This window comes from Litoribacter ruber, from assembly GCF_018500185.1.
Lineage (GTDB): Bacteria > Bacteroidota > Bacteroidia > Cytophagales > Cyclobacteriaceae > Litoribacter > Litoribacter ruber.
The window spans coordinates 12,658-28,359 of record NZ_JAHBGI010000006.1 but is presented as its reverse complement, the minus strand read 5'-3'; the positions used below and the strand labels follow the sequence as shown (position 1 = coordinate 28,359).

Below are 15,702 nucleotides of genomic sequence, written 5' to 3'. Positions count from 1 at the left end.
GTTATTTGTTGATTACATCTGACTTAACCTCATCCATCAATTTCTCCAATTCCTTTACATCGAGATTCTCATCTTTGGCAAAGAATGAGGTCAGTTTGGTGAATGACCCTCCAAAGTAACCTGTCAACAGGTTTTTGATAGAGAAACTTCTGTATGAATCCTTGGAGACTATTGGATAGTACTCGTGGGATTTACCGTAAGCCTTGTGCTTAACAAAGCCTTTGCGCTCCAAAATCCTGATGATTGTGGACACAGTGTTGTAAGCCGGCTTCGGCTCATTCATTTTTGCGAGGATATCTTTGACAAAACCTTTCTCGATATCCCATAGAATCTGCATAACCTGCTCTTCTGCGCGTGTTAATTCTCTCATGTTCGTATGGTTTTTTTTTGTAACTTAATCAGTTAGTTTTTTTAAAGCAAATTTTTTGGCTAAATCTTTCTATCGGCACTGTAAAAATAGTAAAAACCTCTCTTTTAAACAAATTATTTAGTTTAAAAATTAAACAGTTCGGTAAATTGGACGCAAAAAAGCCGCTATTCCTAGCGGCTCTCGGTTATGCTGTCTTCAACTTTATTATCCTTGTGGCATGCAGCAACTTAACTATTGGATAAGTCGGGTCAAACTCATACCACTTTACCGCAAAGTTTACTCTTTTAGGTAATTTGTGGTGGTTGTTCTGGAACAACTCGCCCAACATAAGGAAATCCAGTAGAAGTGAATTTTTTGATTTGTCATTGTTGTCAAAGTTGGCGTAGCCATACTTGTGTCCGCTCCAGTTTACAATGGCTCCGTGAACAGGTCCCATCATGAAGTGGATTGGAAGCAACAGGTACATTGCCCAGTGGGTACCAGGCAATTCAAATACACTAATGCTCAATACATATATTAATATGTACAAAACTCCCCAGCCTACACGAGCCATCATGGAATCCGCCAAAAGGTCAAATTTGTTCCAGTCCGGAACGTCCTTTGAAAACCTTTCTTCCGGCTTCAGTCGGAAAGAGAAATAATCGTTGTAAATGTTTTTAGTCTTCCACATCATGGTGAACAAATTTTCTGTGTGATGTGGGCTGTGTGGGTCTTTTGGAGTGTCGCTGTAAGCATGGTGCATTCTGTGCAGGACAGCATAGGCTCTAGGGGACAGGTAGCTGCTTCCCTGGCATACCCACGTGAAGATATAGAAGAATCTTTCCCAGAATTTGTTCATGACAAACATCTGGTGGGCTGCATAACGGTGAAGGAAGAAGCTCTGGCAAAACAAGGAGAAATACCAGTGGAGTAAGAAGAAGACGATTAGGATCACTTATACTGAATTTAAATTAACACGAATTACAAAGATACTTTCAAATTGCCAGAAAGATAAACCAAGGGGGGCTAATTTTTCTTAAACATGATAAGAATCATGTTTTTTAGGAGTCGAACGAGTAGTTATTAACGATCTTTTTCTCGGAAATAATTCCTTTTCTATTAAATTTATTGAAAAATCGGTGGTTGGTCCTGGTAAATCTGGCTTGATGCTCTACGTTGTCCCTACTTCTAGAGAGGGTGGCAAGCTTTCTTTTACAGTCCTTCCATATTTAAAAATTAGAACTACCTTTATGAGTAAATCAAAAGAAGCAATGGGGATTTTAGTCCAGTTAATCGTGGCTGCCTTGGCGGTAGTGATCACGGCCTTTTTATTGCCAGGAGTAAGTGTGGATGGCTACCTGACAGCCATTGTGGTGGCGGCGTTCTTGTCTCTGCTGAACATTACCATCAAGCCCATATTTATATTGCTGACCATTCCCATTACGGTGATGACTTTAGGCCTGTTTTTATTGGTGATTAATGCGCTGATGATCCTGATAGCTGCTGAAATTATCCCGGGTTTTGCAGTAGCCGGATTTTGGTGGGCACTCCTGTTCAGCTTTATTTTATCTTTAATCAACTCTCTGTTGGGCGTGTCTCTAGGAGGGAAGTGATTTGTGTTTTTAAGCCGAGGGTATGGACCTGTCCTTATCCCTTATATATAAGGTGTTGATTTCATTTTCAGTATGGAGGTGCGGCTTCTGGCTGCTCTCCGGAATAGTGACCACGAGCACAAACTTTTCCTCGAGAAGTTTTTCGTCATCGATGTAATCCACTTCAAATATTTCAAAGCTTAATGCTGCCGGAGGCAGTAGGTGTTTTTGGTTGGCCTGATCGATCATAAACATTTCTTCCTCTGCATCAATGCCTATAAGTTGCTTTTTGTCGGAGATGCCAATGACCAGTTTGCCACCTTTGGTATTGGCAAAAGCAGCAATAGTTTTGGCAATCTTGGATTGATTGGAAATGCCCTGTTTGAAGTCCAGGTGGATTCCTTCTTGGGATTTCAATATTTCCTTAATGAAATCGTTATCTTTTTTTATAGAAATCATTTTATTTTTATATAATATGTTGTAATTTAATTAATTGAATGAGAATCGTATGCTTTACTTGACCTATATCTTTTTAAAGTATTACGGTGTTTTAATAAATTTGCTCACATTAACCACCAATTTAAATTGAAAACATTTCAAACAATGCTCACAAAACATGAAAACGACGGGATGAAGCCCGAGTCGATAGAAGGCCTTAAGCAAGAACTCAAGGCTACCGGTAAATCATTCAAAATCATACCAAGTGATGATAATTCCGATGAGTATGTCCATTTTCGTTTTATAGGCCTCTATGAAAATAAGGAGGTGATCTATGATTCCGTGCTTTTCACCCTAAGATTGCACCATGCCAGTGAAGTATATGAGCTTGCCGAACACAAGGCCGCCCAGAAATTCCCCAATTTTGAGGGCATCCATTATGAAGAAGACGAAAACGGTAACCTGAAGCCTTTATCCAGCCACGAGGAAGAAATTGGCTGGTACATCACCGAAATTATTATGGACATTGAAGATGAGGAAGCCGTGAAGGTTTCTGAATTTGTGGACCTGGATACCAACCATGACTACGGTATAGGCCTTGATGCAGCAATTAATGTGGAATCAATAGACGATGCCGTGATAGACAAGTTCATCAGGGATTTCAAAGAGGATACCCTTGTGCTTGACGAAACCCTTTATTCTTTTCAGTCTGCTGAAGAGGAGGATTTTGACGAGGAGGAAAGTTAAGTCGTCATGTTGCCCACAGTGTCTTTGAATTTCAATGCTTAAAATAGCTTGGTCACCCCTATATGCACACCCTTTGCCCAAGGGTCATAGGTTTCCTATGGAAAAATATAACCTCCTGCCCGAACAGCTTATTTATGAGGGTACCATCCGGGAGGAAAATTTGTTCAAGCCCCTGATGCTCGATGACAAATGGCTGCTTAATACCCATGACCCCGCCTATGTCGACAAGCTCAAAGGGCTCGAATTGTCCAAATCAGAAATCAGAAGGACAGGCTTTCCATTAAGCAAAGAGCTTGTGGACCGGGAAATCCATATTATGGATGGCTCGGTGGAGGCCTGCATGTATGCACTGGAGTTCCGAGTGGCGATGAACATCGCCGGCGGTACTCACCATGCTTTTACCGATAGGGGAGAAGGCTTCTGCCTACTCAACGACATCGCGATTTCAGCCAATTATTTATTGGACAGGGGATTTGCCAAGCAAGTATTGGTGATAGACCTGGATGTGCATCAGGGCAACGGTACAGCCGAGATCTTCAGGAATAAACCCGAGGTTTTCACCTTCAGCATGCATGGGGCTTCCAATTATCCCTTGCAAAAGGAGAAATCAGACCTGGACATAGACCTGCCCGATGGCGTGGGGGATGATAGATATCTGGAAATTCTGGACAGCTACTTGTCGCCCTTGCTGGATCAGGTGCAGCCGGATTTCCTCATATACCAGTGTGGGGTGGACGTGCTCGAAAGTGATAAGCTGGGTAGATTGGGGCTCTCCTTGGAAGGATGCAAAAACAGGGACAAGTTTGTACTTACTCTGGCAGAGAAAAACCATGTCCCCATCATGTGCTGTATGGGGGGTGGATATTCAGAAAAACTGAGTCAGATTTTGGAAGCCCATGCCAATACCTATAGGTTGGCCCAAGAGATCTTCTTCTAGGTTTTTCTTCGGTTAATCCTCTGCTGCTAAAATTATCCCTTGGAAAATAAGCACTTAGATAATTCTTAACTTATATTAACAACTTTAATAAAGTTTAAAATTTGGGAAAAGAATAGTTTGTTTATATTTGCCCCTAGTTGAATAAATGAAAGATTAAAGTGAGAAAACTAGGTAAAGTACTGGGAATTTTAGGCGTAACGGCCATGGCTTTCACTGCCTGTGACAATCAGGGCAATACTGCCAACACTAACACGTCTGCCGCTGCAGGTAACGACACAGAAGTATCAATTTCAGATCTTAAAGTGGCTTATATCCACACCGACAGTGTGATCAATAACTTCACGTTCTTCAAGGAGAAAAGTGCTGAGATCGCCGATAAGGGAAAGAAATTTGAAAGCGAGCTTTCTAACCGCGCAAGAGGTTTTGAGCAAGAGGTTGCCAATTTCCAGCAAACTGCCAACAACATGACTCCAAACCAGTCAAGAGCCAAGCAGGAGGAATTGATGACCAAAGAGAGAAATCTGGTTACTTACAGAGATAACCTGATGCAGGAACTTTCTGCTGATGAGGCCCAACTTTACAATGAAGTTTATGACCAGATTCAGGATTATCTAACCACTTACGCCGAGGAAAACAATCTTGAAATGATCTTGTCTTATACAAGAGGCGGTGGCGTATGGTATGCTAAAAACAGTTTGGACGTAACCACTTCTGTAATTGATGGTATGAACAGCCATTACAAGCAGAAAAAAGACACAACTGAGAAAAAGTAATTAACTCCTTATTAATAGGGATATAAAAGCTCGGTTCTTAACCGGGCTTTTTTTGTTAGTGTTAATTTTGGTAATTTTACTGGATATAAAACCATTTTATCTATGAATGTAACAACGTTTTTAAAACATAATTTCAGACACTTCAATGCCGCGGCGCTGATCGATGCTGCGGAAGGATACAAAACCCACCTTGACCAAAACGGCAAAATGATGGTGACTTTGGCGGGAGCCATGTCCACTGCCGAGCTGGGAATCTCCTTGGCAGAAATGATCCGTCAGGACAAAGTTCAGATCATCACCTGCACGGGAGCCAACCTGGAGGAGGATGTTTTCAACTTGGTGGCCCACGATTATTATGAGCGCATTCCTAATTATAGAGAGCTTTCTCCAGAGCAGGAACAGGATCTTTTGGATCGCCATATGAATAGGGTGACGGATACCTGTATCCCGGAAATGGAAGCCATGAGAAGGATTGAAAACGTGATCTTGGAAGAATGGGAAAATGCAGATAAGGCTGGGGAATCCTATTTTCCCCACGAGTTTTTCTATAAGATTTTGCTCTCCGGCAAGCTGGACGAATCTTTCCAGATTGACCCCAAAGACAGCTGGTTACTCGAAGCGGCCAAGAAAAATCTTCCTATCATCGTACCAGGATGGGAAGATAGCACGTTGGGTAATATGTACGCAGGGCATTGCATTTCCGGAGACATCAAAAATGTGCACACCGTAAAAAGCGGAATCCAGTACATGATGTTTTTGGCAGATTGGTACACCGAAAACGCGACCGAGGACAGCAAGGTAGGTTTCTTCCAGATTGGAGGAGGCATTGCAGGAGACTTCCCGATCTGTGTGGTACCAATGTTGCACCAGGATTTGCAACGCGACAATGTGCCATTGTGGGGCTACTTCTGTCAGATTTCTGATTCTACGACTTCCTATGGCTCCTATTCCGGAGCCGTTCCAAATGAGAAAATCACTTGGGGGAAACTTGGGCTAGAAACCCCGAAATATGTCATCGAATCAGACGCTACAATTGTTGCTCCATTGGTATTTGCGATCGTACTAGGACAATAAAAACAAAGCATGATTCAAATCACAAAACCTTTTCAAAAAGCAGGCATTTTTACAATGCTTGCTTTTTCTGCTTTGGGCACCGCCCAAGCGCAGCAGATAGATCTAAGCGCGGTCAATACAGAATATGATGAACAGCATCCCGTATTGGCGCCTAGTGGGGATTTATATTTTTCTGTGGGATTTCACCCCAAAAACAAAGGAGGCGTGCAGGATGCAGGGGATATCTGGATGAGCCGCCCAAATGCCTCTGGCCAATTCTCCGAACCCCAGCAGGTGCATGCCCTTTCATCCAAAGGGAATGATGTACTCATAGGTTTTCCTTCCGAAAATGAGGCCTTGGTCTATCACGATGGCAGGGAGATGTTTAAGGGGATCCATCGCTACCACAAGGGTGACCAAGGTTGGCAGTATGGGGAAATGGTGAAGATTTTGGGATTCCGAACCAATTCAGACCACTTTAGCGGGAGGCTGCATGCCAATGGCAAAATCATGGTGATGACCTTGGAATCCTTCAGCTCCTACGGGAATGAGGATATATATGTGAGTTTCTTCGAAAATGGAAAATGGAGCACTCCACAAAACCTGGGACCTCAGATTAATACTTACCGACAGGAAATGACACCATCCCTATCGGAAGATACCAAAACCTTGTACTTCTCTTCCAATGGCCACGGTGGGCAGGGGGGAAGAAACGTTTTCTATGCCACCCGTTTGGATGAGTCATGGGAAAACTGGACTACTCCGGCCCCAGTTGGGGAAATCAACACCGAAGGCGTGGAATTGGGCTATCTTATGGCCAATGCTGATAATCTGGCTATTTATACTTCTACCCAAAACAGTGAGGGATTTGGGGACCTCATGATTGCTGACATTATGCAAAAGCAGATGGCAGAGGCTGTGATCGAAGAGCAACTTCCAGAGGTGGAAAAAAAACCCACAAAAATTGAAACCGTCAATAATACGGTACTTCCAGCAAAAGTGCCTGCCCCGGAATCGCCAAGAAAAGCTGAAAAGGTAATCTTGGACGAGGTTCAGCCCCGCAAGGTAACGGGGTCTGCCTCACAGCCTTCTATGCCCAAAACCCTTTCCATTAAGGTGCTGGATATTCAGACCCTAAAAGAGGTAGATTATCAGATCAGGGAAGTGAAGGCAGGGGAAGAAACGGTGCTTACCAAGAAAGAAATTGAAGAATTGAGTGGCGATCGCAGGCTGACCATATTTGCAAAAGGATATTTCCCGCAGACATTTTCAAAAAACACCTTAACAGAACTTCGCGATCCGGTGATGCTTACGCCTGCGGCCAAGGGTAATAGTATCGTTTTGGATAACGTGCTGTTCAAGAGGGGAACGGCTGACTTGACCGATATAAGCTCTTTGGAAAACATCAAAAAACTGGCTTCCTTCCTCAAGGATAATCCTGAGTTAAAGGTCCGAATCGAAGGACATACCGATAACCTGGGTGATCCCCAACTCAACAAGGAACTTTCAATGAGCAGAGCCAGTATGATCAGGAACCTGCTTATTGATGAAGGGGTCAAATTTGAAAGAATACGTGTCTCCGGCTGGGGCGGTACCAAACCTATTTCCGAAAACCAAACCGAAGAGGGGAGGAATATGAATAGAAGGGTTGAGTTGGTTATTTTGGATTGATTTTCCTTAACCGCTAAAATTACATAAAAGAAAACCGCAGAGGCGCGGAGGACACAGAGAGATTTAATTCTCTGCGAATTCCGGGCTTCTGCGGTTATTTTTTTCCTGTTTTGCTCTAAAACTTTGTCAGCGAAGAAGTCTTGATGTAACTTCTTTTAAACCCTGACTGCCGTCTAGGCAGGTTTGTGGTACTTCGTGGCCCATTTGCCTCTGCGAAGTAGTGTCTTGCTTCCGCAATCAATACCCCACTGCCGTATCCATACCCCTAGGATCCGCGCCGCCTTCTAGTTTGCCGTCCTCTCTTACCAATATGGCGTCAACTCTTCCAATAGGCCCTCTTTCTTCAAATTTGTGGCCTTTGGCTTCCATTTTGGATTTCAGCTCTTCATCCAGCTTGCCTCTTTCGAAGTAGATGTGGTCAGGCTGCCATTGGCTGTGAAACCTTCTGGCGCTTACAGCCCGCTGCATGCCCATTCCGAAATCAGTGACATTGACGATGGTCTGGAAAACCGAAGTAGGAATAGTGGAGCCGCCGGGAGTACCCACGACCATGTACAATTCTTCGTTCTTTTCCATGATCACCGGAGTCATGGAGCTTAACATCCTTTTTCCAGGCTCAATCTTGTTGGCTTCGCCGCCAAGTACACCAAACATATTTGGGAAACCAGGTTTGATCGAGAAATCATCCATTTCATTGTTCAGCAGAAAGCCAGCACCATCCACGACTACATAAGAGCCCATGGAACCATTGATGGTGGTCGTGGCCGAAACCGCATTCCCCTTACTGTCAATTATGGAAAAATGGGTAGTTTCTTCAGATTCCTGGGGAATTTCTCCCTCAAATATTTCACTGGAAGGTGTCGCTTTATTGGAATCATAATCCTGGAAGCGCTGATCGAGGTACTCTTCTGAAATCAACGTTTTCACCGGGACTGGGTAATAATCGGCATCAGCCATATAAGCAGCCCTGTCAGCGTAAGTCCTTCTTTCAAGCTCAGTTTTCAGGTGAAGGTAATCTGCAAAATTATCCGGATTGGGATCCAGCTCATATTTCTCCAATAAGCCTAGCATCTGCAAAATAATTATCCCTCCGCTGCTAGGCGGACCCATGGTGATGAGTTTGTAATCCTTGTAGTTACCAATCAAAGGGGCTCTCCATACACTTTCATATTGATCAAAATCCTCCTGAGTGAATACGCCACCCCCTCTCTGCATTTCATCCAGCATGGCCTTGGCCACTGGACCTTTATAAAAACCATCCCTGCCATTGTCACGGATATAGGTAAGTGTTTGTGCCAACTGAGCCTGCACCAACGTGTCGCCCTCCTGCCAGTCTTTGCCGGTAAACTGTACCGGGTCCACAGTAGAGAACTCTTTGAAAGTAGGGGAGGCGTTTTTGAATTTTTTGGCTTCTCTTTCAGTCAATACAAAGCCGTTGGCCAAGTCTATAGCCGGCTGTACCAGCTCCGCCCAAGGCAAGGTTCCATGGCGCTCGTAAGCCTTGACCATGCCGTCTACCGAACCGGGAATGCCCGAGGCCAAATGGCCCCTTTGGCTTTTCTGGGCCTGGGCCTCACCATCCTCATCCAAAAACATATCTCTGGAGGAGTTGATAGGAGATTTTTCCCTAAAGTCCAGCGTTTCATAATTCCTTTCAGCATCTCTGATCACAAAGAATCCCCCGCCACCGATATTTCCGGCCTCGGGAAAAACCACTGCCAAAGCAAATTGAACAGCAATAGCCGCATCTACCGCATTCCCACCTTTCTTGAGAATCTCCACCCCGACCTCAGAGGCCAGTGGATGGGCAGATACCACCATGGCGCTGTCGGCCAGCACCCCAATTTCCGATGAGCCTTCTACCCCGCGCCCCCCAGGCTGGGTGCCCGGTTGGTTGCAGGAAAATAAGATCAATAGAAGGGCCGCCATTACTGGCAGCCCTCTGAAGTTTAAGCTTTTAATCATTTCAATAAGTTATCGTTAAAGAGTTTCAAGATTCTCTTGTATTCATCTGTCCAGCTGCTGGGCTCCACAAAACCGTGGTCTTCCACCGGGTACACAGCCATTTCCCAATTATCCTTTTCCAACTCAATCAAGCGCTGGGCAAGCCTTACAACATCCTGAAAGTGTACGTTGACATCCACGATACCGTGGGCGATCAATAGGTGACCCTTCAGGCCTTCTGCAAAATAAATAGGAGACGACCTTCTATAAGCAATAGGATCATTGAACGGCTCATTCAAAATGTTGGAAGTGTAGCCATGGTTGTAGTGCGCCCAGTCGGTAACCGACCTCAATGCCGCACCGGCATGGAAATACTCCGGCTCGTTAAATAGGGCCATCAAGGTAATGAAACCTCCATAGCTTCCACCATAAATCCCCATCCTCTCAGCATCAACGCCGTGTTGCTCAGCTAAGTATTTGGCACCGTCCACTTGATCAGAAAGGTCTTTGCCTCCCATGTGGCGGTAGATGCCCGTTCTCCAATCCCTGCCATATCCGGCACTGCCTCTATAATCTATGTCCAGCACCGTGTAGCCCAAATCTGTCAGGAGGTTATGAAACATGTATTCTCTGAAATAATTGGACCACCATTTATGGACATTCTGAAGATATCCGGCACCATGTACAAATATTACACCTGCACCGTTGCTTTTTCCTTCCTCAGGCTTATACAATCTTGCCCAAACCATTTCGCCATCCTCAGCCTGAAACTGCACCAATTCGGGATCTCTCCAGTCATAGGCTTTAAAATCCTCGGATTTTCCATCCGTAATCTGCTGGGCATCCGATTCGCCTACAGGCTGCAGATACAGTTCCCAAGGCTTGTTGCTGTAGGAATGAAGGATGGCCATGTGTTTTTCATCCGGTGATAGAGACACATCATTATTACCCTCCATATGGGTCAACTTTTCCATTTCCCCGCCCATCACAGGCATTCTGTAGAAATGTCTTTCACCTGGATGAACCTCAGAAGTGGAAAGATACCAGTGGCTCTTGTCATTGGAAAGCTGGGGATTGAATACCTCATACTCGCCCTGAGTCAAGGCTTTCTTCTGCCCCGAATTGATGTCCAAAAGATAGAGATGGGAATATCCCGATTCCTCGGATTGGAAATAAATGTGTTGGTTGTCCGGCAACCAGCCAAAAGTACCGCCCCCGAAAGCGTACCCTATGCCGGGCCCCGCAATCCATGCCTCATCACGCTGGCGGTCAAGAGTGCTGACAGACGCATTTTCAAGATCCAGTTGGGCAATCCAGCGGTCCTTGTTGTCTTGTGACCTGATGCTCAATACCGCATGCTCACTGTTGTCGGAAAAATGAACCTTTGCCGGTATGACTTCTCTGTCCTTTTTCTCCCACTCCTTGTCAGGATAATCCGAAGTGTAGTCAGGAAGATCCTGAATGCCCTCCAAACTGCTCAAATCGGCCATGATTACCGTGTCGCGCTCCAAGTCGTAAAGGGCAAGCTGCATTTTGGAAGCATCCTGTCCTACCTTAGGTCTTGAAGGAAGATTGACCGTGTAGCCGCTGGCATCTGCATAGTCGGGCACATCTGTGCTTGTTGGGCTAATGCGTTCCACAAGGGTAAACGTAACATATTTCAGGTCCGGAGACAGGGAAAGGCTGCTGACCCCTTTGTTGTCGGCATAAAAAGTATACTTCTCCCTGTCGGCAGTCTGTTTTTTATACTCATCTGACTTCTCCTTCTTCTCCTCACGCTCTTTGATTACCTGCAGGAGTTCTAGGTTATCCTCTTTCAACCATTGCTCTTTTTCAGACTTTTCACCGTTTTTTTCCTTAGGCTTTGAGCCAGAATTAATGTTGGTGATCTTTTTCAAGCGCCCAGTGGAAATGTCCACCGTATATAGGTTCTGCCCGGATTCAAAGGCTATGTGCTCGCCCACAAACATCGGGTTGCTTATACGGTTACCAAGGTCAACCAGGGTTTGACTTTCATTTTTGGAAACGTCAAAAAGCATCAGGGCACCGTCCTTTACATATAACTTCTTACTTCTGTCCTGATTGTAAACTCCTCCGCCAGGATGAAGTGACTTTTTCTCCTGCAGACTTACCTTTTCGATTTGGGTAGGGGAGGCTATCTGGATTTTGTAGAGGGAGTCGGCAGGGTCACCCTCTTTGTTGTACTCAAAATATACCGTTTCCCCTTGCTGGTCCCATTGCACTTTGGATGGAAAGGTCCCCATCCATTTGGGGTCTTGCATGATCTTGGGAACCGACAGGTCACTAGTTTGGGCTGATGCGTACTGCAAACTTAGAGCAGCAAACAGGCCTAAAATGAAATGTTTTTTCATAGGTAATGATGTTCAGCGTTTGTTTTCCTTTGCTAAATCTCGTTGCCACTTGGCAAAAGGGCAAAATAATAGTCCAATTTGTGTTAAAATTGGACTATCTACAATATTTCTTTTGTGAGTGGTTGTGGCTAAGGGTGGTTAGCCGAATTGTTCATTCAAAAAAAAACGCAATTCCTCGTCTACGGTTTGGAGATCCTGCATGAGTTGATCCCGGTGTTGGGGATAGATGGTTTCCGGATCGGATTCTATTTCCTCGAGCATTTTCCTCACCTGTAGGGCACCGATGTAACTCATGGTGGATTTGCCCTTGTGGCACCTCACTTTGATTTTAGCCCATTCTTTTTGCTCATAAAGCTCTGGTAGCTCCATGAGGTCTTTGAGGTTGGTATTGAGTATGACTTCCACCATTTGGTTGGCCATCTCATCGTCCTCTCCAAAATAATGAAAAATTGTGCCCTTATGAATGATTGTATACATAAAATCCGTCACGATGTTTCCAAAAAGTTATTCAATTAAAAAATGCATTATAAAGATAGTAAAATGTATTTTAAAATTTGTTAAACCTCTTGGATATTTTTTAATAATTATTTAAAGCTCATCTTGGGTACCAGGTACTTGGTACCATGTGCCAAGTCTTTCAGCATCAATCGCTGTTATGCGCGAAGAAGCCTTAGTGTCCTTTCATATACGGTGTGTCCTTAGTGGCCCATTTTATTTACGCTCAATATCCGTTCTAGACCTCTCCATTTCGCTTCGCTTCAGTCGAGGTGACGAGTTGATAGCCGCGAAGAAGCCTTAGTGCCCTTCCTTAAATTTTGTGCTCTTAGTGGCCCATTTAATTATCGCCCATCCAACTCTTTTTACTTAAATTTGAACCTCCAATGCCCTTTGTCCATTATTATAGGGAAGCTTACATGAACAAGAACAAGAAACTATTCATCATCATAGGAGTCATTTTCCTGCTTATTATGCTCCTGATTGGAATCGATATTTCCACCAGGACTACTTTTCCCGGTTCAAAGGGAAATTTAAAAGAACGAATGGCTCCAAGCGATACACTCAATACCCATGGGGAAAAACAAGATAGACATCAGTAAAATTGACCTTGACGAACTCAAGGAAAAGACTACCGATTCACCTGGCACCTTAGACCATGCCCACCATACTGGCAGTGCCGTGATCAAACCCGAAGACAAAGGCAAGATCACCGGAAGGGCCCTTTCTGCAATGGAAACGCAAACGGATATGCAGATGGCCCAAATCTACCAGCAGATGCAACTCCTAGCTGACCAGGCCAAAGCCCTACAGGCCCGCAAGGAGATTTCGCACCGCATTTATCAGGCATCCATGTCTTTTGAACCCTTAATCAACCATCATTATTTTTTATATGAAAAGCAAAATGATGGTGATTTTCTGAGTATGGTTGCTCCCGAAGAATGGGGCAGAAAAAATAATGCCACATTTTTGGCCGAAGTAAAACTATTGGCCGACCACACCTGGGAAATTATCCGAAAAGGCGCAAAAAATAAAGACTAGTGCACAACATCAAGATTAATTACCTCATCCAGACCCTTCTGGATCAGGATATAGAAGTATATCCCCAATTTGATTTTCATGTTTCCCCATCCATTTTGGATGACAAGGGAAAAGCTCTGATCAAGGAGGTCTATAATGAACTTGGCGGGAACAACGGGCTGATCATTTTGCCCAAAGTCCGGGCGGATTTCAAGGTGGGCAACACCCTGTTTTTCTACGACAATGAAAACCATTTCAACCGCTACCGGCTGAAAACCCTCAAAACTGAGCTGTATGACCTATTTGCTTTTGGCTGGAAAGACGCCTATTTGCGGCTTTGCCGAACTTACGAGAAAGACTGTCTCCAGTCGGGGATGCAGGATAGGATATGGAACGGCCCCCCTGTGGCCAAAACCCATTTTGGCAAATCTGAAGATCCGGGTGATTTGACAGGCAACGGCTCCAGCGGGTGGAAACTGAATGCTTACAATGACGCACAGATTGACCTTTTCAGCAGACTTTATGGCTACAGATTGGTGCGTATTGCCAAGTATGAAAACATCATGCTCGGCGGTGGACTGAAATCGGTGGAGCAACTCATCCTCTCACCAGACCCCCAAGTGAAGCTGGGGCTGGCCAAGTGGCTGCAGCGTAAGGCCGAACTTTAAAACAAACCGTTGATTTCCCTGTCGATTTTTCCCACTATGTTGGAAAAATCCTCGGGGTTGGCCACAAAGTCAAGGTTGTTGACATCCACCACCAACAAATTGCCTTTGTCATAGCTGCCAATCCATTCCTCGTAATGGGAATTCAAATTTTTCAAATAATCGATCCGGATGGCATTTTCATAATCCCTTCCTCTTTTCTCTATCTGCCCGACCAGCTTTGGGATGTCCGCCTTGAGGTAGATCAACAAGTCTGGAGCCTTCACGTAATCGATCATGCTGTGAAACAGGTTGAGGTAGTTGTGGTAATCCCGCTCGGAAATCAGCTGGGACTTGTGTAGGTTGGCCGCAAATATATAGGCATCCTCATAGATCGTCCGGTCCTGGATGATGGAGATTTCACTCTCCCGGATCTTCTGGATCTGGTTGAAGCGGCTGTTCAAAAAGTAAACCTGCAGGTGAAAGGACCAGCGCTGCATATCCTCGTAGAAGTCCGCCAGATACGGATTGTTTTCCACTGCCTCAAATTCAGCCTTCCAGCCATAATGTTTGGACAGTTTTTCAGTAAGGGTAGTTTTTCCACTACCGATGTTTCCGGATACGGCGATATGCATGGGTTGTTTTTTCATTTTGTATAAGGGTTTGCAAAAATATAAAAAAATAACAGCCAATAGGGCAAAAAAGAGCCCGCCTCTAGGGGAGACAGGCTATCTTTTTGAAGCTAAGAGAGTTACTTTTTGAACCTCTCGGAAACCACCAGCTCCTTGCTTCCTTTGACATATTTGTAGAAACCTTCACCGGACTTTGCACCCATGTAGCCAGCTTCCACCATGTTGATCAAAAGTGGGCATGGGGCGTATTTTGGGTTTCCAAAACCGTCATGCAATACCCTAAGAATGGAAAGGCAGACATCCAGCCCGATAAAATCCGCCAACTGCAAGGGACCCATTGGGTGAGCCATGCCCAGTTTCATTACCGTGTCAATTTCCTCAATGCCAGCCACGCCTTCATACAAGGTATAGATGGCCTCGTTGATCATAGGCATCAAGATTCTGTTGGCCACAAAGCCAGGGTAGTCGTTTACTTCCACCGGAGATTTGCCCAAGTTGCTGGAAAGCTCCATGATACGGCTGGTAACCTCATCGGAAGTGGCATAACCTCTGATTACCTCTACCAGTTTCATTACCGGTACTGGGTTCATGAAGTGCATGCCGATCACCTTGTTGGGTCTGCTGGTCACCGCGCCGATCTTGGTGATGGAAATCGAGGAGGTGTTGGTGGCCAAAATGGTTTTTTCAGCACAGATGGAATCCAGCTCTCTGAAGATGTCCAGCTTGACTTTCACGTTTTCAGTGGCAGCTTCTACCACCAGGTCAGCATCAGCCACCCCGTCGTTTAATTTGGTGAAAGTTTTGATATTGGCCAAAGCCTGGTTTTTCTCCTCTTCGGAGATAAGCTCCTTACTAACCTGCCGGTCAAGGTTTTTGCTGATCGTGCCGATCGCGCGCTCTAGGGCGTCTTGGTTGAGGTCGATTAAGGATACCTGATAACCCTTCTGGGCAAAAACGTGGGCGATACCGTTGCCCATGGTCCCTGATCCGATCACAGAAATATGCTTCATAAAATTTGATATTTGAGTTTATGGT

General features: G+C 44.9%; 17 protein-coding genes. 9 read left to right on the top strand and 8 right to left on the bottom strand.

Annotated features, from left to right (window positions below; genetic code table 11):
* Position 1 precedes the first annotated feature (1 nt).
* On the bottom strand, positions 2-370 hold the full coding sequence (locus KIH41_RS10210) for a BlaI/MecI/CopY family transcriptional regulator (protein ID WP_143961411.1): 369 nt from the start codon (positions 368-370) through the stop codon (positions 2-4).
* A gap of 184 nt (positions 371-554) precedes the next feature.
* On the bottom strand, positions 555-1,304 hold the full coding sequence (locus KIH41_RS10205) for an acyl-CoA desaturase (RefSeq protein ID WP_213946022.1): 750 nt from the start codon (positions 1,302-1,304) through the stop codon (positions 555-557).
* Positions 1,305-1,599: 295 nt separating this feature from the next.
* Here KIH41_RS10205 and KIH41_RS10200 point away from each other — a divergent pair, with 295 nt between their 5' ends.
* The gene (locus KIH41_RS10200) at positions 1,600-1,962 is read left to right on the top strand and encodes a phage holin family protein (protein WP_213946021.1); all 363 of its coding nucleotides are present in this window, start codon (positions 1,600-1,602) and stop codon (positions 1,960-1,962) included.
* 9 nt (positions 1,963-1,971) lie between these two features.
* On the opposite strand, the gene KIH41_RS10195 is transcribed toward KIH41_RS10200, so the two are convergent.
* A complete protein-coding gene (locus tag KIH41_RS10195; RefSeq protein WP_246535423.1) occupies positions 1,972-2,400 on the bottom strand; it encodes an AlbA family DNA-binding domain-containing protein in 429 nt (142 codons plus the stop codon).
* Positions 2,401-2,544: 144 nt separating this feature from the next.
* Between KIH41_RS10195 and KIH41_RS10190 the strand changes: the two genes are divergently transcribed.
* The 5 genes from KIH41_RS10190 (at position 2,545) to KIH41_RS10170 (ending at position 7,560) form a co-directional block, all read left to right on the top strand.
* Positions 2,545-3,126, top strand: a complete 582-nt coding sequence (locus KIH41_RS10190; protein WP_213946020.1) for a hypothetical protein — start codon at positions 2,545-2,547, stop codon at positions 3,124-3,126.
* A gap of 34 nt (positions 3,127-3,160) precedes the next feature.
* Positions 3,161-4,063, top strand: a complete 903-nt coding sequence (locus KIH41_RS10185) for a histone deacetylase family protein (RefSeq protein ID WP_213946019.1) — start codon at positions 3,161-3,163, stop codon at positions 4,061-4,063.
* Positions 4,064-4,221: 158 nt separating this feature from the next.
* Complete coding sequence (locus tag KIH41_RS10180; protein WP_213946018.1) at positions 4,222-4,836, top strand: OmpH family outer membrane protein; 615 nt, start codon at positions 4,222-4,224, stop codon at positions 4,834-4,836.
* 102 nt (positions 4,837-4,938) lie between these two features.
* On the top strand, positions 4,939-5,910 hold the full coding sequence (locus KIH41_RS10175; RefSeq protein WP_213946017.1) for a deoxyhypusine synthase family protein: 972 nt from the start codon (positions 4,939-4,941) through the stop codon (positions 5,908-5,910).
* A gap of 9 nt (positions 5,911-5,919) precedes the next feature.
* On the top strand, positions 5,920-7,560 hold the full coding sequence (locus tag KIH41_RS10170; protein ID WP_214162340.1) for an OmpA family protein: 1,641 nt from the start codon (positions 5,920-5,922) through the stop codon (positions 7,558-7,560).
* A 237-nt stretch (positions 7,561-7,797) separates the two neighbouring features.
* Here the strand turns inward: KIH41_RS10170 and ggt are convergent, their stop codons facing one another.
* From ggt to KIH41_RS10155, 3 genes are all read right to left on the bottom strand, one after another.
* Positions 7,798-9,525, bottom strand: a complete 1,728-nt coding sequence (gene ggt / locus KIH41_RS10165) for a gamma-glutamyltransferase (RefSeq protein WP_246539078.1) — start codon at positions 9,523-9,525, stop codon at positions 7,798-7,800.
* Entirely contained in the window at positions 9,522-11,876 is a 2,355-nt protein-coding gene (locus tag KIH41_RS10160; protein ID WP_214162339.1) for a S9 family peptidase, read from the bottom strand. Before KIH41_RS10160 ends, ggt begins: the two co-directional genes overlap by 4 nt.
* A 138-nt stretch (positions 11,877-12,014) precedes the next feature.
* Positions 12,015-12,353 carry an Hpt domain-containing protein gene (locus KIH41_RS10155; RefSeq protein ID WP_213946014.1) on the bottom strand — a complete coding sequence of 113 codons (339 nt, stop codon included), beginning with the start codon at positions 12,351-12,353 and terminating at the stop codon, positions 12,015-12,017.
* Positions 12,354-12,757: 404 nt separating this feature from the next.
* On the opposite strand from KIH41_RS10155, the gene KIH41_RS10150 reads away from it, so the two are divergent.
* The 3 genes from KIH41_RS10150 to KIH41_RS10140 are packed head-to-tail and all read left to right on the top strand — an operon-like array spanning position 12,758 to position 14,059.
* Positions 12,758-12,973: a hypothetical protein gene (locus KIH41_RS10150; protein ID WP_246535421.1), complete on the top strand. Its 216-nt coding sequence runs from the start codon at positions 12,758-12,760 to the stop codon at positions 12,971-12,973.
* Positions 12,945-13,412 carry a DUF2452 domain-containing protein gene (locus tag KIH41_RS10145; protein ID WP_213946013.1) on the top strand — a complete coding sequence of 156 codons (468 nt, stop codon included), beginning with the start codon at positions 12,945-12,947 and terminating at the stop codon, positions 13,410-13,412. Before KIH41_RS10150 ends, KIH41_RS10145 begins: the two co-directional genes overlap by 29 nt.
* Positions 13,412-14,059 carry a DUF7255 family protein gene (locus KIH41_RS10140; protein ID WP_213946012.1) on the top strand — a complete coding sequence of 216 codons (648 nt, stop codon included), beginning with the start codon at positions 13,412-13,414 and terminating at the stop codon, positions 14,057-14,059. The genes KIH41_RS10145 and KIH41_RS10140 overlap by 1 nt, the downstream gene beginning before the upstream one ends.
* Here KIH41_RS10140 and KIH41_RS10135 read toward each other — a convergent pair.
* Together KIH41_RS10135 and KIH41_RS10130 are read right to left on the bottom strand one after the other, a co-directional pair.
* Positions 14,056-14,670, bottom strand: a complete 615-nt coding sequence (locus KIH41_RS10135) for a deoxynucleoside kinase (RefSeq protein ID WP_213946101.1) — start codon at positions 14,668-14,670, stop codon at positions 14,056-14,058. The two genes, KIH41_RS10140 and KIH41_RS10135, sit on opposite strands and share 4 nt — an antisense overlap.
* 116 nt (positions 14,671-14,786) lie before the next feature.
* Positions 14,787-15,677 (bottom strand): 3-hydroxybutyryl-CoA dehydrogenase, encoded by an 891-nt coding sequence (locus tag KIH41_RS10130; RefSeq protein ID WP_213946011.1) that lies wholly within the window; start codon positions 15,675-15,677, stop codon positions 14,787-14,789.
* Between the last annotated feature and the right edge of the window lie 25 nt (positions 15,678-15,702).

Excerpts from the sequence above, each read along its gene's own strand:
- KIH41_RS10155 (WP_213946014.1), bottom strand. The coding sequence starts at position 12,353 with ATGTATACAATCATTCATAAGGGCACAATTTTTCATTATTTTGGAGAG.
- KIH41_RS10185 (WP_213946019.1), top strand. The coding sequence starts at position 3,161 with ATGCTTAAAATAGCTTGGTCACCCCTATATGCACACCCTTTGCCCAAG.
- KIH41_RS10195 (WP_246535423.1), bottom strand. The coding sequence starts at position 2,400 with ATGATTTCTATAAAAAAAGATAACGATTTCATTAAGGAAATATTGAAA.
- KIH41_RS10145 (WP_213946013.1), top strand. The coding sequence starts at position 12,945 with ATGGGGAAAAACAAGATAGACATCAGTAAAATTGACCTTGACGAACTC.
- KIH41_RS10190 (WP_213946020.1), top strand. The coding sequence starts at position 2,545 with ATGCTCACAAAACATGAAAACGACGGGATGAAGCCCGAGTCGATAGAA.
- KIH41_RS10200 (WP_213946021.1), top strand. The coding sequence starts at position 1,600 with ATGAGTAAATCAAAAGAAGCAATGGGGATTTTAGTCCAGTTAATCGTG.
- KIH41_RS10210 (WP_143961411.1), bottom strand. The coding sequence starts at position 370 with ATGAGAGAATTAACACGCGCAGAAGAGCAGGTTATGCAGATTCTATGG.
- KIH41_RS10150 (WP_246535421.1), top strand. The coding sequence starts at position 12,758 with ATGCCCTTTGTCCATTATTATAGGGAAGCTTACATGAACAAGAACAAG.
- KIH41_RS10160 (WP_214162339.1), bottom strand. The coding sequence starts at position 11,876 with ATGAAAAAACATTTCATTTTAGGCCTGTTTGCTGCTCTAAGTTTGCAG.
- KIH41_RS10170 (WP_214162340.1), top strand. The coding sequence starts at position 5,920 with ATGATTCAAATCACAAAACCTTTTCAAAAAGCAGGCATTTTTACAATG.
- ggt (WP_246539078.1), bottom strand. The coding sequence starts at position 9,525 with ATGATTAAAAGCTTAAACTTCAGAGGGCTGCCAGTAATGGCGGCCCTT.
- KIH41_RS10135 (WP_213946101.1), bottom strand. The coding sequence starts at position 14,670 with ATGCATATCGCCGTATCCGGAAACATCGGTAGTGGAAAAACTACCCTT.
- KIH41_RS10130 (WP_213946011.1), bottom strand. The coding sequence starts at position 15,677 with ATGAAGCATATTTCTGTGATCGGATCAGGGACCATGGGCAACGGTATC.
- KIH41_RS10175 (WP_213946017.1), top strand. The coding sequence starts at position 4,939 with ATGAATGTAACAACGTTTTTAAAACATAATTTCAGACACTTCAATGCC.